The sequence below is a fragment of the uncultured Sphingomonas sp. genome (assembly GCF_913777625.1).
In the GTDB taxonomy this organism is placed as follows: Bacteria; Pseudomonadota; Alphaproteobacteria; order Sphingomonadales; family Sphingomonadaceae; genus Sphingomonas.
This window is the reverse complement of the sequence record NZ_CAJYTI010000033.1, coordinates 44,957-69,958: the sequence shown is the minus strand read 5'-3', so window position 1 is coordinate 69,958 and position 25,002 is coordinate 44,957. Positions and strand designations below refer to the sequence as shown.

General features: G+C 68.3%; 20 protein-coding genes. 8 read left to right on the top strand and 12 right to left on the bottom strand.

Annotated elements, in window-relative coordinates:
* Positions 1–115: 115 nt before the first annotated feature.
* A complete protein-coding gene (locus tag QZ814_RS16125; protein ID WP_294334279.1) occupies positions 116–2,359 on the bottom strand; it encodes a glycoside hydrolase family 3 protein in 2,244 nt (747 codons plus the stop codon).
* Positions 2,360–2,728: 369 nt separating this feature from the next.
* On the opposite strand from QZ814_RS16125, the gene QZ814_RS16120 reads away from it, so the two are divergent.
* A complete protein-coding gene (locus tag QZ814_RS16120) occupies positions 2,729–3,946 on the top strand; it encodes an MFS transporter (RefSeq protein WP_365898846.1) in 1,218 nt (405 codons plus the stop codon).
* A gap of 12 nt (positions 3,947–3,958) precedes the next feature.
* Positions 3,959–4,984, top strand: coding sequence for a LacI family DNA-binding transcriptional regulator (locus QZ814_RS16115; protein ID WP_294334278.1), 1,026 nt, complete (start codon positions 3,959–3,961; stop codon positions 4,982–4,984).
* Here the strand turns inward: QZ814_RS16115 and QZ814_RS16110 are convergent.
* Positions 4,981–5,634: an outer membrane beta-barrel protein gene (locus tag QZ814_RS16110; RefSeq protein WP_294334277.1), complete on the bottom strand. Its 654-nt coding sequence runs from the start codon at positions 5,632–5,634 to the stop codon at positions 4,981–4,983. The genes QZ814_RS16115 and QZ814_RS16110 overlap by 4 nt on opposite strands.
* A gap of 190 nt (positions 5,635–5,824) precedes the next feature.
* Here QZ814_RS16110 and QZ814_RS16105 point away from each other — a divergent pair, with 190 nt between their 5' ends.
* On the top strand, positions 5,825–6,580 hold the full coding sequence (locus QZ814_RS16105) for an IclR family transcriptional regulator (RefSeq protein ID WP_294334276.1): 756 nt from the start codon (positions 5,825–5,827) through the stop codon (positions 6,578–6,580).
* Positions 6,581–6,592: 12 nt separating this feature from the next.
* On the opposite strand, the gene QZ814_RS16100 is transcribed toward QZ814_RS16105, so the two are convergent.
* From QZ814_RS16100 to rhmD, 5 genes are all read right to left on the bottom strand, one after another.
* On the bottom strand, positions 6,593–10,183 hold the full coding sequence (locus QZ814_RS16100) for a TonB-dependent receptor (protein WP_294334275.1): 3,591 nt from the start codon (positions 10,181–10,183) through the stop codon (positions 6,593–6,595).
* Positions 10,184–10,496: 313 nt separating this feature from the next.
* Entirely contained in the window at positions 10,497–11,399 is a 903-nt protein-coding gene (locus tag QZ814_RS16095; RefSeq protein ID WP_294334274.1) for an amidohydrolase family protein, read from the bottom strand.
* A 26-nt stretch (positions 11,400–11,425) separates the two neighbouring features.
* Complete coding sequence (locus tag QZ814_RS16090) at positions 11,426–12,175, bottom strand: SDR family NAD(P)-dependent oxidoreductase (protein WP_294334273.1); 750 nt, start codon at positions 12,173–12,175, stop codon at positions 11,426–11,428.
* The gene (locus QZ814_RS16085) at positions 12,172–13,029 is read right to left on the bottom strand and encodes a fumarylacetoacetate hydrolase family protein (protein WP_294334272.1); all 858 of its coding nucleotides are present in this window, start codon (positions 13,027–13,029) and stop codon (positions 12,172–12,174) included. Before QZ814_RS16085 ends, QZ814_RS16090 begins: the two co-directional genes overlap by 4 nt.
* 11 nt (positions 13,030–13,040) lie before the next feature.
* On the bottom strand, positions 13,041–14,231 hold the full coding sequence (gene rhmD / locus QZ814_RS16080; RefSeq protein ID WP_294334269.1) for an L-rhamnonate dehydratase: 1,191 nt from the start codon (positions 14,229–14,231) through the stop codon (positions 13,041–13,043).
* Between the two features lie 194 nt (positions 14,232–14,425).
* Between rhmD and QZ814_RS16075 the strand changes: the two genes are divergently transcribed.
* From QZ814_RS16075 to QZ814_RS16065, 3 genes are read left to right on the top strand one after another with little or no spacing between them, the layout of a single operon-like run.
* Positions 14,426–15,262, top strand: coding sequence for an IclR family transcriptional regulator (locus tag QZ814_RS16075; protein WP_294334268.1), 837 nt, complete (start codon positions 14,426–14,428; stop codon positions 15,260–15,262).
* A 16-nt stretch (positions 15,263–15,278) separates the two neighbouring features.
* On the top strand, positions 15,279–16,043 hold the full coding sequence (locus QZ814_RS16070) for an SDR family NAD(P)-dependent oxidoreductase (RefSeq protein WP_294334266.1): 765 nt from the start codon (positions 15,279–15,281) through the stop codon (positions 16,041–16,043).
* Positions 16,040–16,831 carry a rhamnogalacturonan acetylesterase gene (locus tag QZ814_RS16065; RefSeq protein ID WP_294334264.1) on the top strand — a complete coding sequence of 264 codons (792 nt, stop codon included), beginning with the start codon at positions 16,040–16,042 and terminating at the stop codon, positions 16,829–16,831. Before QZ814_RS16070 ends, QZ814_RS16065 begins: the two co-directional genes overlap by 4 nt.
* Here QZ814_RS16065 and QZ814_RS16060 read toward each other — a convergent pair.
* From QZ814_RS16060 to QZ814_RS16045, 4 genes are read right to left on the bottom strand one after another with little or no spacing between them, the layout of a single operon-like run.
* Entirely contained in the window at positions 16,828–17,589 is a 762-nt protein-coding gene (locus QZ814_RS16060) for an AAA family ATPase (protein ID WP_294334262.1), read from the bottom strand. The two genes, QZ814_RS16065 and QZ814_RS16060, sit on opposite strands and share 4 nt — an antisense overlap.
* Before the next feature lie 14 nt (positions 17,590–17,603).
* Positions 17,604–18,638, bottom strand: coding sequence for an aldo/keto reductase (locus tag QZ814_RS16055; RefSeq protein WP_294334260.1), 1,035 nt, complete (start codon positions 18,636–18,638; stop codon positions 17,604–17,606).
* Positions 18,635–19,516, bottom strand: coding sequence for an amidohydrolase family protein (locus QZ814_RS16050; protein WP_294334258.1), 882 nt, complete (start codon positions 19,514–19,516; stop codon positions 18,635–18,637). Before QZ814_RS16050 ends, QZ814_RS16055 begins: the two co-directional genes overlap by 4 nt.
* Positions 19,516–20,370, bottom strand: a complete 855-nt coding sequence (locus QZ814_RS16045) for a fumarylacetoacetate hydrolase family protein (protein WP_294334255.1) — start codon at positions 20,368–20,370, stop codon at positions 19,516–19,518. The genes QZ814_RS16050 and QZ814_RS16045 overlap by 1 nt, the downstream gene beginning before the upstream one ends.
* 256 nt (positions 20,371–20,626) lie before the next feature.
* Here QZ814_RS16045 and QZ814_RS16040 point away from each other — a divergent pair, with 256 nt between their 5' ends.
* Complete coding sequence (locus QZ814_RS16040; protein WP_294334254.1) at positions 20,627–21,640, top strand: zinc-binding alcohol dehydrogenase family protein; 1,014 nt, start codon at positions 20,627–20,629, stop codon at positions 21,638–21,640.
* A gap of 18 nt (positions 21,641–21,658) precedes the next feature.
* Here the strand turns inward: QZ814_RS16040 and QZ814_RS16035 are convergent, their stop codons facing one another.
* A complete protein-coding gene (locus tag QZ814_RS16035) occupies positions 21,659–22,735 on the bottom strand; it encodes a PLP-dependent cysteine synthase family protein (RefSeq protein WP_294334252.1) in 1,077 nt (358 codons plus the stop codon).
* 216 nt (positions 22,736–22,951) lie between these two features.
* Between QZ814_RS16035 and QZ814_RS16030 the strand changes: the two genes are divergently transcribed.
* Positions 22,952–24,997 (top strand): M3 family metallopeptidase, encoded by a 2,046-nt coding sequence (locus QZ814_RS16030; protein WP_294334250.1) that lies wholly within the window; start codon positions 22,952–22,954, stop codon positions 24,995–24,997.
* Positions 24,998–25,002: the final 5 nt, after the last annotated feature.

Genomic DNA, 25,002 nt, shown 5'->3' with positions numbered 1-25,002 from the left:
GGGTTTTCTCCCCTCCTGAACCGGCCCTTAGGCCCGATTTGTCCGCTGAATACCGGCAGCTTCCGGCGACAACGTTGTCCGTCTTTTCTTCACATTCACCCCTTTCGTTTTGTTTTCAATCGGAAACTTCTCCTGCGGGTACATCTACCGCCTGCTGGAACGCGGGGGCGGCGGAATCCTGGGCAAGCGCCAAGCGGTAGCGGCCGGGCGCAATCACCCAGCGCCCGTTCCGCCAGTGCGCGAGCGCATGCGGTGCGGCCGCCAGCGTCACTTGCGCGGCCTCGCCGGGCTTCAGCCATTGGCGCTTCCAGCCGGCCAGCCGCGCCGCGCCGCCCTGCGCATCGGTGACATAGAGCTGCGGTACCACCGCGCCGGCGCGCGCGCCCTGGTTGCGGACGGTGAACGTCACCGCAGGTGTGGCACCGCCCGAAAAACGCACGGCCGAGAAGGCGAAGCGAGTGTAGCTGAGGCCATAGCCGAACGGGAACAGCGGCTTGGTGCCCTGCGCGGCGTACCAGCGATACCCGACATTGGCGCCCTCGCTATACGTCACATCCCAGCTCGGCAGCGTGCTGCCGTCGCCAGCGCCCGCGTCGCTCGCCGCATTGGCGTTGAGCCCGGCCGGCACCACCGGCTTCGGCCGGGGCAGTTGCTCGGCGCTCTTCGGGAAGCTGATCGGCAGGCGGCCGGAGGGGTTTACGTCCCCGAACAGGATGCCGGCGATCGCCTCGCCGCCGCGCTGGCCCGGATACCAGGCCTGGAGCACGGCGGGCACCTGGTCGAGCCAGGGCATCAACACCGGCCCGCCGGTTTCGAGCACCACGACGGTCTTCGCATTGGCCTTGGCGACGGCGGCAATCAATGCATCCTGCCCGTCCGGCAGCGCAAGCGAGTCGACGTCCTGCGCCTCGGTCGTCCACTGCGTCGCGAACACCACAACGACATCCGCGCGCTTGGCGGCGGCTGCCGCGGCGGCGGGGTCGCGGCCGTCGACATAGGTCACTTGCGCACCGGGCGCCTTGGCCCGGATCGCCTGGAGCGGCGACGAGGCGTGCCAGGTCACCCGCGCGAACGAGGCCGCCGCCCCGCTGGTCAGCGGGATCTCGACTGGCGCGCCGCCGACCGAGCGCACCTGGCTCGACCCCCCGCCGGAAAGCACGCCGACATCGGCATGGCCGCCGATCAGCAGGATCTTCTTCGCAGTCCGGGCGAGCGGCAGCAGGTCGCCCTGGTTGCGGAGCAGCACCATGCCCGCCTCGGCGACGTGCTGCGCCACCAGCGCATGTGCGGCATAGTCGATCGGCTGCGCCGTGGCGGGGGTCGGATGATCGTACAGTCCGCTGGCGATCACGCCGGTAAGGATGCGGCGTACCATCTCGTCCAGCCGCGCCTCCGAAATCGCGCCTGCCTTGATCGCCGCTTCGATCTTGTCCGGCGCGAAATAGATGTCGCGGTCGAGCTCCTGCCCCGATTCCTGGTCGAGCCCGGCGGACGCCGCCTTGACGGTAGAGTGCACCGCACCCCAGTCGCTCATCACCCAGCCGGTGTAGCGCCAGTCGCCGCGCAGCACGTCGGTGAGCATGCGGTGGCTCTCGCAGGCATAATCGCCCTCGATCCGGTTATAGGCGCACATCACCGAGCCGGGCTTGCCCGCCTTGATCGCAATCTCGAAGGCGAGCAGGTCGCTTTCGCGCAACGCGGTCTCGTCGATCCGCGCATTGAGCACGGCGCGGCCGGTCTCCTGCGCATTCAGGATGAAGTGCTTGATCGTCGAGACGATGTGATTGGACTGGACTCCCTCGATCGCAGCACCCGCCATGGTGCCGGCGAGCAACGGATCCTCGCCCAGATATTCGAAGTTGCGGCCGTTCCAGGCGTCACGGGTGAGGTTCACGCCACCGGCGAGCAGCACGTTGAACGTCTTGGCGCGCGCCTCCGCGCCGATCATCGCGCCGCCCGCGCGTGCCAAGTCCGCATCGAATGTAGCGGCCGTGGCGAGGCCCGAGGGCAGTGCCGTGGCGACATCACCCTTGCGCTGCTCGACCTGGTTGGCGACGCCGAGACTGGCGTCGCTTTCCCGCAGCGTCGGGATGCCGAGCCGGGGAATGCCCGGCACATAGCCGGCCGAGGGGATCATGTCGGCGGGCGCCGGCGTCGCGCGCGGAGGGAACAGGCCGTGGATCAGTTGCAGCTTCTCGGCACGCGTCATCGCGCCGACGAGAGCTTCTGCACGCGCTTCGGGAGAAAGCTTCTGGTTCCGCCAGGGCTCGGCGGCCGTTTGCGGCGCACTCTGTGCGACCAGAGCGGCCGGCGCCGTCGCCGACAACAGGAGCAGGGCAAGCGTGCGGGCAGCGATCATCGAGCGGGGCGTTCCTGTGGCAGAAGACGCGCAGCACCGCTCGCCGCGCGCAGCACGAGCGAGGTGGAGCGGCGCGTGAAGACGTCGAAAAATGCGGCCGTCGCCCATCGGGCAGGCGACGGCCGCAGGTAATCCGCCCTTGAGGAGGGGGCCGGAAAGGGGAGGAAACGAAAGGATGTGGCGCGCGCGAGAGGCGACGACGCGAATGCGCGACGAACGGCAGCAATGCCCGGCATGTCCCCTCTCCCGTACGATCCGTATTTTTACGGAGTCTGTTTCTGACATCGATGTCTGTCGTAATCTGACATCGATGTCAAGCGAGACATGTCTGGCGATTGCGCACGCGCATCGCCCCGCTAAGGTGCCGCGGTGCACGTTTCCTCCCCCTCCCCAGCGCGCGCCGCGATGGTGGCGCGGCTCTTCCGCCGCTCGATCGGCATTTTCTTCATGGGCGGCTTCGTCACCGCGCTGGTCGGCCTGCTGGTGCCCCGCCTGACGCTGATCGACCGACTCGACTATACGCGCGCGGCATTCGTCCAGTTTGCCTTCCATTCCAGCTATCTGCTGTTCGCGCTGCCGATCACGATGCTGCTCGTGCGCACCGGCTATATGCGGGCGATCGCCGCGGGCCTCGCGGTGATGACGCTGGCCTGCATCGCCCTGGGCGGGGCGGCATGGATCGGCAGTTATCCCCTGCTCCTTGCCGCGCTGCTCGCGCTGTCGACGGGGATCACGTTCCTCCAGATCGCCGCCAATGTCGTTCAGCCGCTGGTTGCGACCGAAGGCGGCGGCGCGGCACGGCTGACGTTGCTGCAGGGGTTCAATTCGATCGGCACGGTGCTCGGGCCGCTGCTCGGGGCAGGGCTGCTGCTCTATGCCGGCGCATTGGGGCGCCTGCCGCTCGCCCTGCCCTTCTTCGGTTGCGCGTGCGTGCTGGCCGGGCTCTGCCTCGTCTTCTGGCGCGCCCGCGACCTGCTCGCCGACCATCCCGCCCCGCGCCGGCTGCCGCTGGCCCAGCTCGGCCGCGTGCTGGCGGAGCCGCGGCTGGCCTGGGGCAGCGTGGCGATGTTCGGCTATGTCGGGGCGGAAGTGACGATCGGGAGCCTGCTGGCCAACTATCTTGCGCTGCCGGCGATCCTGGCGGCAGACCCGGCCAGCGCGGGCCGGCTGGTCAGTCTGTACTGGGGCGGCGCGATGCTGGGACGCTTCGCCGGGGCCTTCGGCCTCGCCCGGATCGCCCCTGCGCGGCTCCTTGCTGGCGTTGCGCTGGGTGCCGTGCTGCTGGTTGCCGTCGCCACCCAGGCCCATGGCCCGGTCGGCGCCGCCGCCCTGATCGCGGTCGGACTGTGCAACGCGATCATGTATCCGACGATCTTCGCGCTGGCGCTGCCGGAGGATCGCGGCGCGGCCGCCTATGCCTCGATGATCCTGTGCATGACGGTGGTCGGCGGCGCGGTGGTGCCGCTGGCAACGGGCGCGCTCGCCGACCGGTTCGGGCTCGCCGCCGCGCTGGGGCTGCCGCTGCTGTGCTATCTGGGGATCGCGGCCTTTGCAGGCGTGATAGCGCTATCGCCTGCAAGACGGTAAGCTGGCGAAACCATGAAGCCGCTGACCCTAAAGGATGTTGCCGCCAAGGCTGGCGTTTCGCCCAAGACCGTGTCGCGCGTCATCAACGGCGAAGCCTATGTCCGCCCGGAGGTCCGCGAGGCGGTGCAGCGGGTGGTCGATGCGCTCGGCTACCGCCCCAACGCGTTCGCGCGCGAGCTGTCCAGCTCCCGGTCCTTCCTGATCGGCCTCTATTTCGACGATCCCGCCTCGGCCTATGCCGCCGATCTGCAGCGCGGCGCCCTCGCCCGCTGCCGGGCGCTCAGCTATCATCTCGTCGTCGAGCAGGTGACGCGCGACCGAGCCAGCTGGCTCGCCGAGTGCGAGGCATCGCTGCGCTCGATGCGGCTGGGCGGCGCGATCCTGACGCCGCCGCTGTGCGATTGGCCCGAACTGCTCGACCTCTTCGCGCGCATGGCGGTGCCGGTGGTCCGGATCTCGCCGGGCGACTTCCCCGAGCGCACCGCCGCGGTCGAGATGGACGAGCGCAGCGCCGCCCGTGAGCTTACGGAAGCGCTGATTGCCCTCGGCCACCGCGACATCGGCTTTATCCAGGGCAATCCCGAGCACCACGCCGCGGCGCGACGCCTCGAGGGGTTCCACGCGGCGATGGCGGCGGCGGGGTTGGCCGTCCCGCCCGAGCGCACGCTGCAGGGCGATTTCACCTTCCGCTCCGGCCTGGATGCCGGCGAACGGCTGCTGGCGGCGATGCCGCGGCCGAGCGCGATCTTCGCCGCCAATGACGAGATGGCGCTGGGCGTGCTGGTGGCGGCGATGCGTGCCGGCATCGCCGTGCCCGACCAGCTTTCGATCGCCGGCTTCGACGACGCCGCCCTCGCCCGCATGGCCTGGCCGCCGCTCAGCACCGTCCGCCAGCCGCATGTCGAAATGGCGGCCGCGGCGGTAGACCTGCTCGACGGCGCCGCGCGCAGCGACGAGGCGGCGACCAGCCACCGCACGCGCCGCCTGCCCTACACGCTGATCCTGCGGGAGAGCAGCGGCCCGGCCGTCGCGGGCTAGAAACGAACGCCCAGGCCGCCGCTGATCTGGTGGCGATCGAAGTCCGCCTTTATCCGCGACCCGCCGACCACATATTCGTAGCCGTTATAGTTGGTGAACACATATTCCAGCTTGGCATAGGCGCGGCCGGGCAGGCGCGCCTGCAGGCCCAGCCCGACATGAAAGCCGTCGAGCGTATCCGAACCTGCGGCGTTGAACGCCGGCACCAGGCTGCTCCTCGTCTCGGCGTTGATCTGCGCGTTCGACCAGCCGCCCTTGGCGTAGAAGGCGACGCCGCGCGACATCAACCCGGCGCGCAGGCCGAGCGTCAGGTTGCGGCCGGCATCGAGGCAGCTCTGGAGGATGGCCGAGGGTGCGGTGCAGAACGCTGCGGTCGATCCTGCAACGCCGGCATAGCCGCCGACGAAGGTCGATGCGCTGGTCGCGACGTCATAGCCGATCTCGCCGCCATAGCTGACCCCGCTCTTGCCGCCGGTGACCTCGCCGGCGCCGATCGCGCCGCTACCGTCCGACTGGACACGCAGCACCGGCCGATCCCATCCGGCGACGAGTTCGAGCCGAACGCCGCCCGCCGGTGTCTCCAGCCGGCCTTGTGCCCAGGCCGGTGCGGCAAGCGCGCAAAGCGCCGCCGCGATCAGTGCAAACCGCATCCCCATCCCCTGTCGATCCGCGCCGCCCCGCGGGCGCGTCCCGACATTCCTGGCCGCGAAATCCTAAATTACGATCAACGGCTTGCAGACGGTAGCTGACAGATGGACGGCATTGGCCGTTCCAAGCCACTTTACCGCGCCTCCGCAGCTGCCTAGTCCTGCGCCTGAGACGCGCAGGCAAAGGGATCGCATGACCGACGAAAAGGCCGCCGGACGGGCTGGGACGCAGACGCTCGAACGCGGACTGGACCTGCTGGACCTGCTTGCGGAGCGGCCGCACACCGTGCGCGAGCTGGCCGCGGGATCGGGGCTCACCGTGTCGACGGCGCGCCGACTGGCGCTGGCGCTGATCGATCGCGGCTTTGCGGTCGGCGAGCGCGACGGCACCCTGCGGCTCGGTCCCAAGCTGATGCAGCTGGGGGTGCGCGCGCAGGAACGGCTCAACGTGGTCGAACTGGCGCGCGATCGGCTGCGCCTGCTCGCCGATGCGACCAACATGCCGGCCTTTCTCGGCGAGCGTGACGGCGACCATTCGGTGCACCTTCACCGCGTCGGCGGCGGGCAGCGCGTGGTGGTGACGACGCCGGTCGGCACGCGCCGGCCGCTGCCCGAAACCAGTCTCGGCAAGGCATTGCTGCTCGACGAGGCCCCGGGCATGCTCGACGCGCTGCTCGGCCGCCGCCCGTCTCCGCAGCCGAGCTTCCTCGCCGATCTGGCTGCCGATCGCGGCCGCGGTGTGGTTGTCCACCGCAGCCCGCCGCCCGATGATCTGCGCGCCGTCGCGGCGCCGATCCGTGATGCCGCCGGCCGGATCGTCGCGGCGATCAGCGTGGTGAGCCCGGCCCAATATGTCGAGGACGGCGCGCTGGACGGCATTGTGATGGAGGTCCGCGCCGCGGCCGCCGACATCAGCGCCGCGCTGGGCCACCCGACACCGGCCGGGTGACCCGCGGGCGGTTCAGCGCCCGAACTGGATGCGCACGCCGCCCATGATCCGCCGGCCGCCATAGGCAACCCGCATCACCCGCGGGGTGCCGTCGGCGAACGGAACATACTGGCCGGTCGAGACCGACTGCGACATCTCGCGCGTCATGTTGCGCCCTTCCAGATAGATCTGGAAGTTGCGGTTGATGTTGTACGACATCTTCGCGTCGATGAACGTCGACCCGTCGATGAACCGCGGCACGCCCGGATTGTAACCCGGCGCGACGAGGCGGACATTGGTCCACTGCTCGCCCGGATAGTTGATGTCGGTGGTGTTGCCGCCGCAGGGCGTGATGCAGGTGAACAGCGAACTGCGCTTCTGATAGGCGACACGGAAGTTGAACTTGCCGTCGTCATACCAGAGCGAGGCGTTGGTATAGTATTTCGACTCGTTCGGCGGCAGCATCACGTCGCCGGTCAGCGGATCGCGCTGGCCGCTGGTCACCGACGAGGCGAGGATCGAGAAGTTCACGTCCGCACCGGTATGCTTGAGGAACCAGGGCAGGAAGGTGAACGCCGTCTTGGCCTGGAACTCCCAGATGTCGCGCTTGTAGCCGGGGCCGTTGGTGTAGGTGGGCACCGCGAACTCGAGGTCGGCGAGCGCCGCACCGGTGACCGGATCCTTCAGGTCGGAGCCGGCGAACGGCTTGCGGTTCTCGGTCACCGCGATCGGGTTGCCGATCTTCACGTCCAGCTTGCCATAGGCCACCGAGAAGACGGTGTCGGCGTTGGGATACCATTCGAGGCTGGTGTTGTAGCTCCACGCGGTGAACGGCTTGAGCCCGGGATTGCCGACGCGGCCCGAGCAGCCATAGACGTCGTCCGGATTGGTATCGAGCTCGACGCGCTGGTCGATATTGCAGGTGCCGCCCGGATAGAGCAGCGTCGGGTTGGGCCGCGCGACGGTCTTGCCGCCATAGAGGCGCAGCACCAGCCGGTCGTGGAAGCCCCAGAGATTGACGTTGAAGCTGGGCAGCCAGTCGGTCGTCTTGGCGTTCAGCGTCGTGTTCTGGCTGAACGAGATGCTGTTGATGCCCGATGCGTTGTTCGGATCGTTCGGGTTGTAGAGACTGGTCACCCGGATCGAGGTGAGCGTGAGCAGCCCCGACCCCTTGGTGGTGGCGAACACGCCGCGGATGCCGACATTGCCGTCCAGGCGCAGGCCCCAGGGCAGATCCTGGTCGAAATCGGCCATCGCATAGAGGTTCTTGATCGTCTCGCGCGTGCGGCTGACCGGCTGGGCATAGGTGTTGCCGTCGCTGCCCACACAGGTCTTCAGGCAGTCGAAGTTCATATAGTTCCCGGCGCCCAGTGCCGCGAACAGCTCGTCGGTGCGCAGGCCCTGCCACGCAGCCGGCAGATTGCCGCGATTGGGCAGATCGCCGAAATAGGCGCTGTCGCTGGCCTCGAAGGTGCGGGCGAACAGGTCCTGGAGCGCTTGCGGGGTCAGCGTGTCGACGCCCGAGCGGACATTGGCCGGGTTGGTGCTCGGCACATAGCCATAGTTGCACGAGAGCGTCGAGGTCGCGGTCGGCTGGCAGGCGCGATAGGTGCCGCGCACGATCGCGGTCGGCACGATCACCGCTGCCTGATAGCCTGGCTGGCCGAAGGTGCCGACCTGGCTCTTCGCCGTGTAGCCACCATTGCCCCAGCGATCGAGATCGTTCTTGCGGTACTGGCCGCCGATCTTGATCCGCTTGATGAAGGGCAGGATGCCGTCGGTGCGGTAGGTAAGGTCGAGCTTGGCGATCTTCTCCGAGGCCTCGCCCAGCGCCGGCGTATATTGCACGCTGAAGCTGGGTGTGGTGAGCGGCATCTGGCCCACGGTATAGGCGGGCGTCGCCGGACCATTGGGGCCCGCCGCCACCGCCGCCTGGCCGGTGCAGCTCGGCGCGGTCCCGGCCCCGATGCAGGGCGGCGCGGAGAGCTGGACATAATTGGCCGGGTTGTTCTCGTCATAGCCGGCGGGCAGCTGCACGTCCCACAGGCCGTTGGGCTGGAGCTGCAGCGCCGCCGTGCCATAGCTATAGGTGCGCGCGGTGCGCATGTCGCCGCGGCTGGTGGTGGCGCGGGTGAGACCTGCCATCGCATCGATGTCGAGGCGCTCGCCGCGATATTCGGCACCACCCTGGAAATATTTGGTCTTGGTGTCGATCGTGTTCTCGATCTGGTCGATCGTCACCGCATTGTTGGTGAGCGTCATCGCGGTGACGTTATGGGCGCTGTCGACCTTGACGCTGCCCGGCACGATGTTGAGCACGTTGCCGAGGGTCGCGTTGTTGCCGACGTTGTTGAGGCCGTCGAACAGATAATAGCCGGCCGGCGCGTTGGGCGAGACGGTGCGGGTGCGCGGATAGCCGGTGGTGCTGTCGAGGAAGGTGCCGGTGAGGTTCTGGCCGAACAGCGTGACCGGCGTGCGGCTGCGGTTCTGGTCGTGCACCTTGCGGTTGGCGATCGTGCCCTTGCCGAAGATCGTCAGGCGATCGGTCACCTTATAGTCGAGCCGGCCGTCGAACGCGTAGCGCTGATCGGTCTGGGTCAGCATGAAGTTGCGGATCAGCGACGGGGTATAGTCGTTCCACTGGTTGAGGCAGGTCTGCTGCTCCAGGATCCGCTGCGCGCGCGAAGCGGCGCTGGCGGTCGCATTGTTCGGGAAGATCTGCAGGCACTCGGCCTTGCTCTTCGCGCCCGCCGACAGCGTGACGAGCTGGCGCGGGGTGAGCGATCCGCCGCCCGGCGCGGTGCTGTTGGCGAAGGGGACGTCGGCGGCGTCGGTGCCCACCGTCGCGGGATTGAAGGTGAAGGTCTTGTCCGGCGACTGGTCGAAGTCGAACAGGCGCGAATAGCCGCGATTGTTGCTGGTCGTCGTCTCGTAGGTATGGCCGTTGTTCTGGATCTTCGAATAGCTGCCGCTGACGATCACGCCGACCCGGTCGTTGAACAAGCGGCGGCCGTAGACGGCATTGAAATCCGGGGTCCATTTCTTGCCCAGCGAATTCTCGCCGGCGCCGGCGCGCAGCGAGAAATAGGGCTTCTTGAAGTCGAGGCCGGTACGGGTCTTGATCTGCACCGTGCCGCCCAGGCCGCCTTCGGTCATGTCGGCGGTGGAGCCCTTGACCACGTCGACGCTCTTGACCAGCTCGGCCGGCAGCTCGCGCAGATCGGCACTGCGGCCGTTGCTGGCGCCGATCGCCAGGCCGTTGGTGCTCTGCACGCCGATGCCGTCGAGCTCGACGCGGGTCAGATCCGGGCCGTTGCCGCGCACCGCGACGCTGTCGCCCTCGCCGAATTCGTTGCGGCCGAGCGCCACGCCCGGGATGCGCGAGATCGCCTCGTTCACATTCCGATCGGGAAAGGAACCGATGTCATCGGCAACGATCGAGTCGGTTGCCGTGCGCGCATTCTTCTTGCGGGCGTTGGACGATTGCTGGCTGGCGCGCGAGCCGACGACGACGATCGCCTCTTCGTCGGCGACGGTCAGCTGGCTTTCCATGTCGGGCGCCTGCGTATCCTGCTTGGCCGGCGCGGTCTGCGCCGCTGAGGTGCCGATACCGCCCCCGAGCATGACCGCCAACGCCGCCAAGCTGGCGGTCGCAGCGATATGACGGCGTGAAACCTGTCCCCTGTTCATGGCATTCCCTCTCCTGTTCTGGCTGGCGGCACCCGTTGGGGATCCCCTCCCCTGCCGCCTGCTCCCCGAGAATGCGGGTCTATGTCCGCTATTCCCACATTGTGAATGGACGCTTCACTTAATGCAACGTTATCAGCTTTTGACCGGTGCGCAAGGGGCTGACAATCACACCGACAAATTGTCGGCGCGGTACCTGCAAGTTTTTTCTTCGGGGATCAGGCCGACCGCGATGGGCCGGCCGTGCGCGCTAGAGGTTCAGGCCGAGCCGATAGAGTCGGTTGGCGTTACCGGCGAAGAGCGCACGCCGCTCGTCTTCGGAAAAGGCCGCGGTGACTTCGGCATAGCCATCCAGATGCGCGGCGAAGCTGCCGAACAGCTTGTCGGTCGGAAAATCGCTGGCGAACAGCGCGCGGTCGGCCCCGAACATCGCGATCGCCTCGAGCACATATGGCCGGAGTTCGGCAAGGCGCCAGGGCCGGTGGGTGAAGCCGATGCCCGAAATCTTGGTGGCGACATTGGGCAGCGCGGCGAGCGCGCGCATGCCCGCGCGCCACGTCTCCCATTCCCCAGGCACCGCCATACCGGTGTGATTGAGGATCACCTGCACCTCGGGATGCCGCGCGATCAGCCGGGCGAGCGCTTCGAACTGGCCCGGATAGGCCTGGAGATCGAAGCTCAAGCCATATTTGCCCAGCAGCGCGAAGCCCCGCGCCCACGCCTCGTCCCGCGTCACGTCGCGCGGGGTGTAGCTGCGACGAGGATCGGGGTGCCAGTTGACGATGTGGCGAATGCCGCGGACCGCAGGATGGGATGCGTGCGCGGCGAGGCGCGCGTCGAGGTTCGGATCGTCCAGCGCGGCGAAGGCGATGATCGCGTTCGGCATGCCGCGCGCGTCCGCCATAGCCTGCAGCCATTCGGTCTCGGCAAGCGCCGCCTCTGGCGTCGCGCCGGCGTCGACATGGACGATGCCGCGCACGTCCCAGCTGCGGGCATCCGCCAGATAGTCGTCGAGCAGGTAGGTCCGCGCGATCGGTTCGACGCTGCCGTTCGGTCCGTCGTCGGCGAACGGCGGCGTCAGCCAGGGATAGGAAATCCGGTCGAGATCCCAGAGATGCACATGCGCATCGACGAACGGCAGATCACGGGCCATCGGTCTTCCTCCCCTTCTGAGCGCCTTCAATAGGTCGTGCGGCCGCCCGACGTGTCGAAGGTGGAGGCGGTGGTGAAGCTGCACTCCTCGCTGGCCATGAAGCAGATCATCGCGGCGCTTTCGTCGGCGTCGCCGAGGCGGCCCATCGGGATCTTGGAGCGCATATATTCCACCTGACTCGGCGGCAGCTGGGCGAGGATCGGGCTCTCGAACGTTGCCGGCGTCAGCGCGTTGGCGATCACGCCCTTGCCGGCCAGTTCCTTGCCGAGCGACTTGGTGAAGCCGATCACGCCCGCCTTGGACGCCGAATAGGCCGAGGCGTTGGGATTGCCCTCCTTGCCCGCGACCGAGGAGACGTTGACGATCCGGCCATAGCCGTTCGCCAGCAGGTGCGGCACCACCGCGCGGCAGCAATAGAACAGGCCGCTCAGGTTGATGTCGATCACCCGGCGCCAGCTATCGAGCGGGAATTCGTGCACCGGAACGGTCGCGCCGGTGATGCCGGCCGAGCAGACGAGGATGTCGATCTTGCCCAGTGTCGCCGCCGTCGCCTCCGCCGCGCGGGCGACCGCCTCGGCATCGGAGACGTCGAGCTGCTCGACATGCGCGCCGCCCAGTTCGGCCGCCGCCACGGCGAGCTGATCGGGGTTGAGATCCCAGAGCGCGACCTGGCCGCCCTCTGCCACCATCCGCCGGGCGACCGCGAGGCCGAGCCCCGAGGCGCCGCCGGTGATCACCGCCATGCGCCCGGCGAAGCGTCCCGCGAAGCCGCTCATCCGAGCACCGTGTCGCCAAGGTGGCGCCATGCGACGACGTTCTGCCGCTGCTCGCCGAGGCCGGCGATGCCCAGCCGCATCGTGTCGCCTGCCTTGAGGAAGATCGACTCCGGCTTCTTGCCCTCGCCCACGCCCGGCGGGGTCCCGGTGATCAGCACGTCGCCCGGATAGAGGGTGATGTACTCGCTGACGTACGCGATGATCTCGGCGACGTCGAAGATCATCGTGCGGGTGTTGCCGGTCTGCATCCGCTCGCCGTTGACGTCCAGGAACATGTCGAGGGCCTGCGGGTCGGCGATCTCGTCCGCCGTCACCAGCCAGGGGCCGAGCGGGCAGAAGCTGTCGTGGCCCTTGCCCTTGCTCCACTGGCTGCCGCGCTGCTTTTGGTTGAAGCGTTCCGACACGTCGTTCGCGACCGCATAGCCGGCGACATGCGAAAGCGCGTCGGCCTTGTCGACATAGCGGGCGGTCTTGCCGATCACGACGGCCAGCTCGACTTCCCAGTCGCTATGGGTGGAGCCGCGCGGCAGCATCACCTCGTCGTTCGGGCCGGTCAGGCTCGACAACGCCTTCATGAACATCACCGGCTCGGTCGGGATCGGCAGATTGGATTCGATCGCATGGTCCTCATAGTTGAGGCCGATCGCGACGATCTTGCCGATGCCCTTGAGCGGCACGCCGAGGCGAACGCCGTCCTCCACCAGCGGCATGCTCGCGGCGTCGATCGTGCCGAGCCCCGCGATTGCCTCGATCGTCAGCTCGGCGATGTGGCCGGACAGGTCGCGAACGCGGCCCTCGGCGTCGATCAGGCCGGGGCGTTCCTGGCCCCGTTCTCCAAAACGGCAGAATTTCATGCGGGTCTCTCTCAGTGCGTATAGGGGCGATGCATGGTGAGCTCGCGGTTGAGCTCGACGCCGAAGCCCGGCTGGTCGAGCGCACTCGCGCGGAGGCGGCCGTTCTGCGGCACCGGCTCGCCCAGCAGCTGCGGGTGGAACATCGGCACCACCTCGGTCGGCCCGGGATGCATCATCAGGAACTCGGCGAAGGGCGAGTTGTGGCGGGTGATGACGAAGTGATAGCTGTAGACCGACGACCCGTGCGGCACGACCAGCTTGCCGCGCGCATCGGCCAGTGCCGAGATCTTCAAGAGCTCGGTCACGCCGCCGCACCAGCCCACGTCCGGCTGGATAATGTCGCAGCAGTCCATCTCCAGCAGCATGCGGAAGCCCCAGCGGGTCGCCTCATGCTCGCCGGTGGTGACCAGCATGCCGCGGGGCACGTTGCGCTTGAGCTCGGCATAGCCCCAGTAATCGTCGGGGCTGATCGCCTCCTCGATCCATTTCAGGCCATGCTCGTGCGCGGCGATGGCGAGGCGGGTGGCATAGTCGACGTCGAGCGCCATCCAGCAGTCCCACATCAGCCAGAAATCGGGGCCGACGCGGCTGCGCATCTCGGCCAGTTCGGCGATGTTCTTCTTGAGCCCCTCGATCCCCTCGGCGGGGCCGTGGTGGAGGGGCAGCTTGCCGCCGATGAAACCCAGTTCCTTGGCGATGTCCGGCCGCGCGCCGGTCGCGTAGAATTGCAGCTCGTCGCGCACCGCGCCGCCGAGCATGTGATAGACCGGCTCGCCACGCAGCTTGCCCAGCAGGTCCCACAGCGCCAGGTCGACGCCGGAAATGGCGTTCACCACCAGCCCCTTGCGGCCGTAATACTGCGTCGAGAAGTACATCTGGTCCCAGATCTTCTCATACTCGGTAGGGCTGCGGCCCTCGAGGAAGCGCGCGAGATGCTTCTCGACGATGTAGCAGGCCGGCTCGCCGCCGGTGGTCACCGCAAAGCCGATCGTGCCGTCCTCGGCCTCGATCTCGACGATCAGTGTGCCGAGCACGTTGATGCCGAAGCTCTGCCGGCTTGCACGATAGTCGGGATAGCGCGCCATCGGCGTCGCGATGTGGTCGTCGATCCAATGGCCTTCGCCCTGGTCGTGATAATCGGCGCCGCCGCCGCGGACGGTATAGGCGCGTACCTGCTTGATCTTGGAGAGTCCGGCTATCACGGCTCGACGCTTCCCTTCTGACGTCCATCCCAGATGGCTGGACGGCTTCCGACAATGTGAAATTCGGGCGCGCGGCGTGCCAGCATGTGGTACGTTCGCACCCAAGAGGTTCGGGTGGGTCGCAGCCGCGATCGGCTGCCCGGCATCCTCCTATATGCTTTACTTTCTCACTTTATGGGATAGGATGTTAATTGATGGAACGATCCACGTCAAATGCTGAAAGTGCGGAGGGCGCTGCACCGGCCGGCGGGGGCGCCAAGATCCAGGGCAGCCAGACGCTGCTGCGGGGCCTGGACATGCTGGACAAGGTGATCGACGGGCCGGTGAAGCTGGCGGAATTGTCGGCGCGGATGGGGCTCACCCGCTCGACCACCCACCGCCTTGCCAATGCGCTGATCGACCGTGGTTTCCTCAGCTACCTGCCGCGCGACGGCTATCAATTGGGGCCGAAGCTGATCCAGCTCGGCTTCCTCGCGCAGAGCCAGGCGGACATCGTCCAGATCGCGCGCCCGCGCATGGAAGCGCTTGCGGCGGAGACCGAGGATACGGTGCATCTCGGCCGGATGGACGGCGACCTCGCCCTCTATCTCGACAAGATCTCCGGCCGCCGCCGCGTCGAAATTTCCAGCCGAATCGGCGACCGCCAGCCGCTGACCTCGACGGGGCTCGGCAAGGCCCTCCTGATCGACACGGGCGAGAGCGAATGGGAACGGCTCTACGCCGCCGACGAAGCGCGCGGCCAGCAGCATACCGATCGCGGCCTCTGGTTCGAGCGGATGCGCAGCTATGCGGGCGCCGGCCATGCCTTCGACCTGGAGGAAAACGAGGATCTGATCCGCTGCGTGGCGGCACCGGTGCGCGACGTCTCGGGCCGGATCGTCGCGGCGATCAGCGTGTCGAGCGCGGCGCAGTACATGGACGACGATCGCATGGCGGCGCTGAGTGCGCAGGTGCGCGGCACCGCGGAGGCGATCAGCACCGATCTCGGCTGGAGCGCGGAGATGCGCCCGGCGCGCAAACACCGACGATAACAAGGAGAGGATACCCGTGAAGCTGTTGGAGGGGAAGACGGTGCTGGTCACCGGCGGGTCGACCGGCATCGGCCGGGCGGCGGCGATCGGTGCGGCGGAAGCCGGTGCGGACGTGGCGATCAACTATCACAGCCGCGACGAGGATGCCGCGGCGGTGGTCGCCGCGATCGAGGCGAAGGGCCGGCGCGGGCTGGCGGTGAAGGGCGACGTCGCCGATCCCGCCACCGCCACCGACTTCGTCGCGCGCGCGGTGGCGGCATTCGGCAAGGTCGACGTGATGGTGTCCAACGCCGGTATCTGCCCCTTCCACGCGTTCCTCGACATGCCGGTGGAAACGGTGCAGCGGACCATGCAGGTCAACCTGCTCGGCGGCTATTTCATGTGCCAGGCGGCGGCGAACCAGATGGTCGCGCAGGGCCATGGCGGGGCGATCGTCGCGGTCTCGTCGATCTCGGCGCTGGTCGGCGGCGAATATCAGACGCACTACACCCCCACCAAGGCAGGCCTGCACTCGCTGATGCAGTCGGCTGCGATCGCGCTGGGACGGCACGGCATCCGCTGCAACTCGGTGCTGCCGGGCACGATCCTCACCGAGATCAACAAGGACGATCTCGCCGACGACGAGAAGCGGAAATACATGGAAGGCCGGGTGCCGCTCGGCCGGCTGGGCCAGCCCGAGGATCTTGCCGGGCCGATCATATTCCTCGCCTCCGACATGGCGGCCTATGTCACCGGCGCGGCGCTGCTGGTCGACGGCGGCGCCTTCGTGAACCTGCAATGAGGGGGGCGCTGTTCGCCGCGGCAGCGTGTCTCGCCGCCCTCGCCTCGCCCGTCGCCGCGCAGACCCGCCTGTTCATCGCGAGCGATTCGACCGCGCAGAACTACGCGGCCGATCGCTATCCGCAGACCGGCTGGGGGCAGATGCTCCCCTGCGGCATGACGCCGGACGCGGTGGTGGTGAACCGCGCGATCGGCGGCCGCAGCACCAAGTCGTTCCTCGCCGAGGGCCGCTGGGATTCGCTGCTCGCCGAAGCCAAGCCGGGCGACGTGGTGCTGATCCAGTTCGGCCATAACGACGCGAGCACGGGCAAGCCCGAACGCTATGCCCCTGCCGCGACGCTCTACCGCGACAATCTGCTGCGAATGATCTGGGAAGCGCGCGGACACGGGCTGGTCCCGGTGCTGGTCACCCCGCCGGTGCGGCGCAGCTTTGACGGCACCCGGGTGAAGGCCGACTTCGCCGCCTATAGCGAGGTGATGCGCGCGCTGGTTTCCAGCACCAACACGCCGCTGCTCGACCTGGAGGCGCGCTCGGCCGATCTGCTCCAGCGGCTGGGGCCGGACGGGTCGCGGAAGCTCTACCTGCACTATACGCCCGAGGACAAAGCCATCGGCTTCCCCAAGGGGATCGACGACGACACCCATTTCAGCGAGTTCGGCGCCCGCGCCATGGCCGAACTCGTCGCGCAGGAGCTGAAGAGCCTGAAGCTGCCGATCGCCGACAAGGTGCTGGCGACGCGTCCCGACCTTACCCGCACCACGCCGCTCGGCAGCGCCGCCTGCCACTAGGCGGCGCGCAGGCTGCGGCGTTCGTCGAGCGGCAGCACGAGGTCGGCCCGGCCCGGCATTTCCGCGAGGATATGCCGGGTCAGTCGCTCATAATGCTGGATGAAGCGGGCAACGGCGGCGTCGTCCATTACGCCGGGACCGCTGGCACCGGCGGCGCGGAGCGTTTGTTCCTGCTCGGTACGCCAGCGCAGCACCGTCTCCCAGCCGGGCGCTTCGAGCAGCACCAGCCGGTCGACGCGCGCGAACAGCGCCTGATAGGATCCGGCGAGCGCGGCATTCCAGCTGCGTCGCCAGCGGCCGTCGCCATCCTCGTTTCGTTCCAGCGCATTGATCGGCTCGGCCAGATCCGCGTCGGCGATCGGGCGGGCGCCGACGCACCAGCCCTCGAAGAGGATCAGTCGCACCGCCCCGGCCTCTGCCACGTCGCCGTCGGGCACCCGATCGTCGACCGCCTTGTCAAAGCGCGGCAGCCGGATGCGGGCACCGGCACGCAGCGCGTCGAGCGTCGCGATGCCCAGGTCGACGTCGTGGGTGCCAGGCACGCCGCGTGTCGCGAACAGTGGATGGATGGTGGCGGCTAGGTCACGCCGCGCCGCACGGGTGCGATAGAGGTCGTCGAGCGAGAGTATGACCGTGTCCGGCACCGCCCGCGCAACCGCTGCCGCCAGGGTGGACTTGCCGCTGCCCTGCGCGCCGCAGAGCCCGAGCACCACCGGCCCGGTCGCCTTGGCGAGCAGCCGGTCGACGAACCCGAGCAAGGCGGTTTCCGGCGTCAGGCGGCGTCCTCGGGCACCGGCGCGTCGGCGCGCAGCAGACCCTTGGCGCGGAGCTCCTGCCAGAAGGCGGCGGGGATGGCTTCGCGGTAGAGATCCACCGTCTGCGCGACGCGCGCCGCACTGCCGATGCCGGGAATGACGCTGGCGACCAGCGGATGCGCCAGCACGAAGGCGAGTGCCGCCGCCGGCAGCCGTACGCGGTGGCGATCGGCGACGGCCTCGATGCCGCGCACCTTTGCCACGACGGCTTCGGGCGCGGGCCCGTAATCATAGTGGAGCGTGCCGCCGCGCTTGGTGCCGGTGGCGAGAATGCCGCTGTTGTACGGGCCGCCGATCACGATCGAGGTTCCCGCTGCCGCACAGGCCGGGAACAGCGCGTCGAGCGCATTCTGCTCGAGCAACGTGTAGCGCCCGGCGAGCAGGATCGCGTCGAGGCGCGCCTCGCGCATGACATCCAGGCACACGGCGATCTCGTTCACGCCCACGCCGAAGCCGGCGATGCTGCCTTCCTCGCGCAGCCGTTCCAGCGCCTTCAGCCCACCGCCGGTGGTGAGCTGCTGCCAATAGCCCTCCGCCGCATCGCCATGCGTGTAGCTGCCGATATCATGGATGTAGAGCAGATCGACGCGTGCCACGCCCAGCCGCTGCAGGCTGTGCTCGTGGCTGCGCAGGATGCCGTCATGCGTATAGTCGTAGCGCATGCGGAAAGGCATGGGCGAGCGGAAGCCATCGCGCTCGCGATCGTCGACGACGCTGGTGTCCGGGTCCATCAAGCGGCCGACCTTGGTGGAGAGTACCACCTCGCGCTGGAGCCGTACCGCCTCGCCCACCCGGCGCTCGGAGAGGCCCCGGCCATAATGTGGCGCGGTGTCGACATAGCGGAGCCCCGCCGCCAGCGCCGCATCGATCGCGCCGCGCGCATCGGCATCGCTGACCGGCGCGTAAAGATTGCCGAGCGACGCCGCGCCGAAGCCGAGTTCGGGAACGGTCAGGCTGGTGCGGCCGATGGCACGGTGAGGAATGGCAGTCACAGGTCGAGATCCAGTCGATAGATGCGGGCGGCGTTGCGGCCCCAGAGGTCGCGGCGCTCGTCGTCGGAATAGCCGGCGAGCAGCGCCTCATAGGCGGCGAGCGTGGTGTCCAGCGGCGCGAACAAGCGATCGGTCGGGAAGTTGCTGGCGATCATCACCCGCTGGGTCCCGAACAGGTCGATCACCTCCGCGACGATCGGCGCGAAGGCGGTGGGGTCGAAGGGGGCGGCCACGAAGCCTGCGCCCGACAGCTTGATCGCCACCTGCGGCATCGCCGCCAGTGCAGTCAGCCCGGCCCGCCATGCCTCCAGCCCGTCCGCGAGGATCGGCAGCCCGAGATGATTGACGATCACCGGTACGTCCGGATGTGCCGCCGCCACGTCGGCCAACCCGGCCAGCTGGGGCGGGAAGCCGTGAAAGTCGTAGCTGAGGCGATGCCGTGCCAGCAGCCCGAAGCCGCGCCGCCAGGCCGGATCCACCGTCAGATCGCGCGGATAGGCCCGGCGAGCAGGATCCGGATGCCAGTTGATCAGATGGCGGATGCCCACCACCCGCGGCCGCACCGCCTGGCGGGCAAGCACCTCCGCCACATCCGGTGCATCGAGTTCGACCCGGGCGACGATCGCGCTCGGCAGCCCCTCGGCATCGGCGACGCCGTTCAGCCAGTCGGTCTCGCGCTCGCCGTCCTCCGGATGGGCGCCGGCATCGACGTGCACGGCGCCCACCAGGTTCCAGTCGGCCGCCGCCGCGCGGTGGTCCGCCACCCTGTAGGTCGCGGCGATCGACGCCTTGTCCGCCTCTTCCAGCCACGGGTAGCGCAGCCGCTCCCGATCCCAGAGGTGGAGATGCGCATCGACGAACGTCGGCCGCACGGGCATCAGCCCCGCGGCGTACAGGCGACGAAGTCCTGGCGCTGCTCGCCGAGCTTCTCGATGCCCAGCGTCACCACGTCGCCGGCCTTCAGATACCAGGGCTCGGGCTTCTGGCCCATGCCGACGCCCGGGGGCGTGCCCGTCGTGATGATGTCGCCCGGCTCCAGGGTCATGAACTGCGAGCAATAGGCGATGATCTCGGCGACGGTGAAGATCATCGTCTTGGTGTTGCCGTCCTGCACGCGCTTGCCGTTGACCTCGAGCCACATCGACAGGTTCTGCGGGTCGCCCACCTCGTCGGCGGTGACCAGCCAGGGGCCGACCGGACCGAAGGTCGGGAAGCCCTTGCCCTTGTCCCAGGTCGCGCCGCGCTCGATCTGCCAGTGGCGCTCGGACACGTCGTTGATCACGAGGTAGCCGGCGACGTGGCTAAGCGCCTCTTCCGCCGATACATATTCGGCGCGGGTGCCGATCACGACGCCCAGCTCGACCTCCCAGTCGGTCTTCTTCGAATCGCGTGGGATGACGACCGGGTCGTTCGGGCCCTGCAGACAGCTCACCCATTTGTTGAACACCACGGGCTCCGCGGGGATCGGCAGGTTCGATTCCGCGGCGTGATCGGCATAGTTGAGGCCGATCGCGACGAACTTGCGCGTGCCCGACACCGGCACGCCGTAGCGAGGTGAGCCCTCCACCAGCGGCAGGCTGGCGGGATCGATCGCGGCGAGCTTTGCCAGCACGTCCGGCGCCAGCGTCTCGGGCGTGATGTCGGCAATGCCGGCAAGCGCGCGCAGGTTGCCGTCGGCATCGATCAGGCCGGGTTGCTCGTGGCCGGGAGCGCCATAGCGACAAAGCTTCATGCGAATTCCTTTATGCGTGTCGAAGGGAAAGGGCCTGGGATGCGGCGACGGCACGGCAGGGCGCACCCGCATAGGACCGCGTCCGGTCCTTCCGCTTTTGCCTGCGATGATTCGTCGCACCCATGAAAACCCGGTCTCACAAAAGCGCGCGGGCGCCAAGGTGGCCCGGACTATCCTGCTTGCTTTCGCATATGAAAAAGCACTATCGCCTGCGCGAAACAGCGGCGTGTTGGGCGCCGGTGAAAAGAGAGATAGCATGAAGGCACTGGTCTGCGTCGGTCCCCATCAAGCCCGTATCGAAGAGCGGCCGGTGCCGGCGCTGCGCGAGGGCGAGGTGCTGATCCGGATGCGCCGCGTCGGCATCTGCGGTACCGACTATCATATCTTCGACGGCAGCCAGCCCTTCTTCACCTATCCCCGCCTGATCGGCCATGAGCTGTCGGGCGAGGTTACCGATGCACCGGCCGACAGCGGACTGGCGATCGGCGACGTGGTCACGGTCAACCCCTATCTGCCCTGCGGCACCTGCGTCGCCTGTCGCCGGGGACGGCCGAACTGCTGCAGCCGGATCAGCGTGCTGGGCGTCCACGCAGACGGGGGCATGGCCGAATATATCGCCGTCCCCGCTGCCGCGGTGATCCCCACCCCGGGCCTGTCGCTCGACCATGCCGCCATGGTGGAATTCCTCGCCATCGGCGCGCACGCGGTACGCCGCGCACGCATCGAGCCGGGTGCGCGGGTGCTGATCACCGGCGCCGGCCCGATCGGGATCGGCTGCGCGTTGTTCGCGCGGATTGCGGGAGCGGCCGAGATAGTGCTGCTTGATCGCAGCCCGGGTCGGCTCGCCACCGCAGCCCAGGCGTTCGGCTTCGACCACGGCGTTGTGGCGGGGCCGGACGCCACGGCCGCGCTCGCCGCGCACACCGACGACGAGATGTTCGACTATGTGTTCGACGCCACCGGCAACATTCACGCGATGAATGCCGGCATTGCGCACGTCGCCCATGCCGGCACCTACGTTCTGGTGGGACTCAACCGCGACGAACTCCGCTTCCCCGATCCCGAATTCCACAAGCGCGAGACAACGCTGCTCGCCAGCCGCAACGCGCTGTCGGCCGATTTCGCGCAGGTGGTCGCAGCAATCCGCGACGGCAGCGTCCCGATCGACCGATTCCTGACCCACCGGGTGGATCTGGCCGATGCGCCCGAGGCCCTGCCAGGGCTGATCGCGGCGCAGGAGGACGTTCTGAAGGCGGTCATCACGATCTAGCCTCGATGCCCTGCCGGCCTATCGATAGACGCCGGTCGAGAGGAAGTCCCGCATCCGTGCTTCCTCCGCGCCAACCGCGAGCGCGCGCGCCTCGATCCAGGCATCGTTGAAATAGGTCGAGGCATAGCGGTCGCCCGAATCGCACAGCAGGGTGACGATCGAGCCGTCGACCCCGGCGGTCGCCATCTCGGTCGCGAGCCGTGCGCACGCAACGAGGTTGGTGCCGGTCGAGCCCCCGACACGCCGCCCCAGGTGCTGCGAGAGCACCCGCGCCGCCCCGATCGAGGCCGCATCGTCGACCACTTCCATGCGGTCGATGACCGTGGGCACGAACGAGGGTTCCACCCGCGGCCTGCCGATCCCCTCGATCAGGCTGCAGCCACCGGCAGCGCCGCATATGGTCCGATCCCGCCAATGGCGGTGGAACACCGATGCTGCCGGATCGGCCACGCAGATACGGGTAGGATGGCGATGGTACCGCACGAACCGGCCCAGCGTGGCCGACGTGCCCCCGGTCCCCGCACCGCACACGATCCAGTCCGGGACCGGCGACGGTTCGCGAACCATCTGCGCGAAGATGCTCTCGGCGATGTTGTTGTTGCCGCGCCAGTCCGTCGCGCGTTCGGCGAAGGTGAACTGGTCCATATAATGCCCGCCACGCTCGGCGGCGAGCCGTTCCGCCTCGCCATAGACGGCGGCGGGTTCGCTGACGCGGTGGCACAGTCCGCCCAGCGCTTCGATCGCGGCAATCTTCTCCGCCGCGGTGCTGTGCGGCACGACGGCGATGAAGGGCAGCCCGAGCATGCGGGCGAAATAGGCCTCGGATACCGCCGTCGAGCCGGACGACGCCTCGACCACCGTTGTCTGCTCGGTGATCCAGCCATTGCACAGTGCGTGGAGGAAGAGCGAGCGCGCAAGCCGATGCTTGAGGCTGCCGGTCGGGTGGCTGCTCTCGTCCTTGAGATAGATCGCAACCCCCGGCAGCGCGGGCAGCGACAGCGGGATCAGATGGGTGTCGGCAGACCGGGTATAGTCGGCTTCGATCCGGCCGATCGCCCAGTCCGTCCAGCGCTCGCCGATGCAGCCCCCGACCATCGTCTCCTCCGAAAACCGCCCGTGCACGCTGCCTCGCCACCCTTTTTGCCGATAAGCGCAGGAATAGCAGCTTTATAGACCGATCCGGGTGCAAAGTTTTCGGCAAACGCCCATTTTCCTGCACGCCTGATGCACTATCTCGGCACCGTGCAAATTCGAATTGCACCGGGTGGCGTGTTTCGCCACGTTGGCGGAACCGTTCGCAGGAGAGTTCGTATGTCCCACCCCAACCCGCTGGTCCGCTTCGGCCGAAGCAGCGCGGCCCTTCCCGCCTTCGACGCGATCCGGCCGGAAGATGTGGTGGAAGGCGTTCGCACTGCCGTGGAGGACCATGCCCAGGCGATGGCCGCCTGCCGCGCCATGCCGGGGGATCCGGCGCTGCTCGCGCACAAGGAAGCGGCAGATCTGGCGCTGGAGCAGAGCTGGGGTCTTGTCGGTCATCTGCTCAGCGTATCCAACTCGCCTGCCCTTCGGGCCGCGCACGCAGAAGCACAGGCGATCGTCGACGCGCATCTTGCCGCCATCGGCCAGGACAAGGTGCTGCACGCGGCGATGGCGCAGATTCCGACCGAAGGCCTTGCGTCCGCCAGCCGCCGCGCGCTGGCCCTCGCCCTCCAGCAATTCGAGCTTTCCGGCGTGGCGCTGGAAGGCGAAGCCGCAAGCCAGTTCTCCGCGCGCTGGATGGAGCTCAGCCGCCTGTCGACCGCGTTCTCCAACGCGGTGCTCGATGCGACCGAGGCCTGGAAGTTGCACGTGACGGATGCGGAAACGTTGCGCGGCATTCCCGAGGCAGCGCGCGCCGGCATGGCCGCCGCGGCCGAGCAGGCGGAACTGCCCGGCTGGCTCGTCACCCTGCACGCGCCTTCGTTTCTCGCGGTGATGTCGCACGGCGAGGATCGCGACCTGCGCCGGCAGGTCTATGCCGCGTTCGGCACGCGCGCCTCCGATCAGGGGCCCAACGCCGGCCAGTTCGACAATAGCGCGACGATGCGGGAAATCCTCCGCCTGCGTGCTGCCCAGGCGCTGGCACTGGGCTTCGAAGATCCGGTCGCGCAATCGCTGGCGACCAAGATGGCGCCCGACGCGGACACGGTCGAGACATTCCTGCTTCGCCTCGCGCGCCTCGCCCGGGAGAAGGCGGAGGCGGACCTCGGCGACCTGCGGGCCCATGCGGCCGAGCATCTCGGCATCGAGACGCTCGAGCCGTGGGACATTGCCTTCGTCACCGAGCGGCTGCGCCAGGCGCGGCATGCGCTGGACAGCGCCGAGATCCGCGCCCATCTGCCGCTCGCCAAGGTGCTTGAGGCGCTGTTCGGAGTCGTCGGCGAGCTGTTCGACGTCGAGGTGCGGGAAGTAACCGGCACCGCGCTCTGGCACCCCGACGCCCGGCATTTCGAGCTGCACCGCCGCGGCGCGACGGACGGGGACCGCCCGATCGCCGCGCTGTTCGCCGACATGTTCGCCCGCGACGGCAAGCGCGGCGGCGCCTGGATGAATACCTGCCGCGCCTATCAGCAGGGCGGCGCGATCTGGCCTATCGCCTATCTCGTCACCAACTTCGCGCCCCCGGCCCCCGGCGCGGTCGCGACCGTCAACCATGACGAGATGGTGACGCTGTTTCACGAGATGGGCCATGTGCTCCACCACCTGCTGAGCGCGGTCGAGGTGCCCAGCGTCTCGGGCATTTCGGGGGTGGAGTGGGACGCGGTGGAGCTGCCCAGCCAGTTCCTCGAGAATTTCGCCTGGGAACCCGCGGTGCTGAAGGCCGCGTCCGCCCATGTCGAAACCGGCGCGCCGCTGCCCGACGCGCTGATCGAGCGGATGCTCGGCGCGCGCCATTTCCAGCTGGCACCGCTGCTGCTGCGCCAGGTGGAATTCGCGCTGTTCGACCTGCGGCTGCACCGCGCCGCCGGTGGCCCGAACGCGCCCGATCCGCAGGCGATCCTGGAGGCAGTGCGCGACGAAGTCGCCCTGGTCCGGCCACCCGCATGGCATCGCTTCGCGCATGCCTTCAGCCACATCTTCGCGGGCGGCTATGCGGCCGGCTATTATTCCTATCTCTGGGCGGAACTGCTCTCCAGCGACGCCTATGCCGCCTTCGAGGAAGCGCCGCTGGCCGATCGCCCCGCACTCGGCGCGCGGTTCCGCAACGAGGTGCTGTCGCCGGGCGGGTCGCGGCCGGCGATCGAGAATTTCGTCGCCTTCCGCGGACGCGAGCCCTCGGAAACCGCCCTGCTGGAAGCCTGGGGAATCGCCGCCTGAGGGCG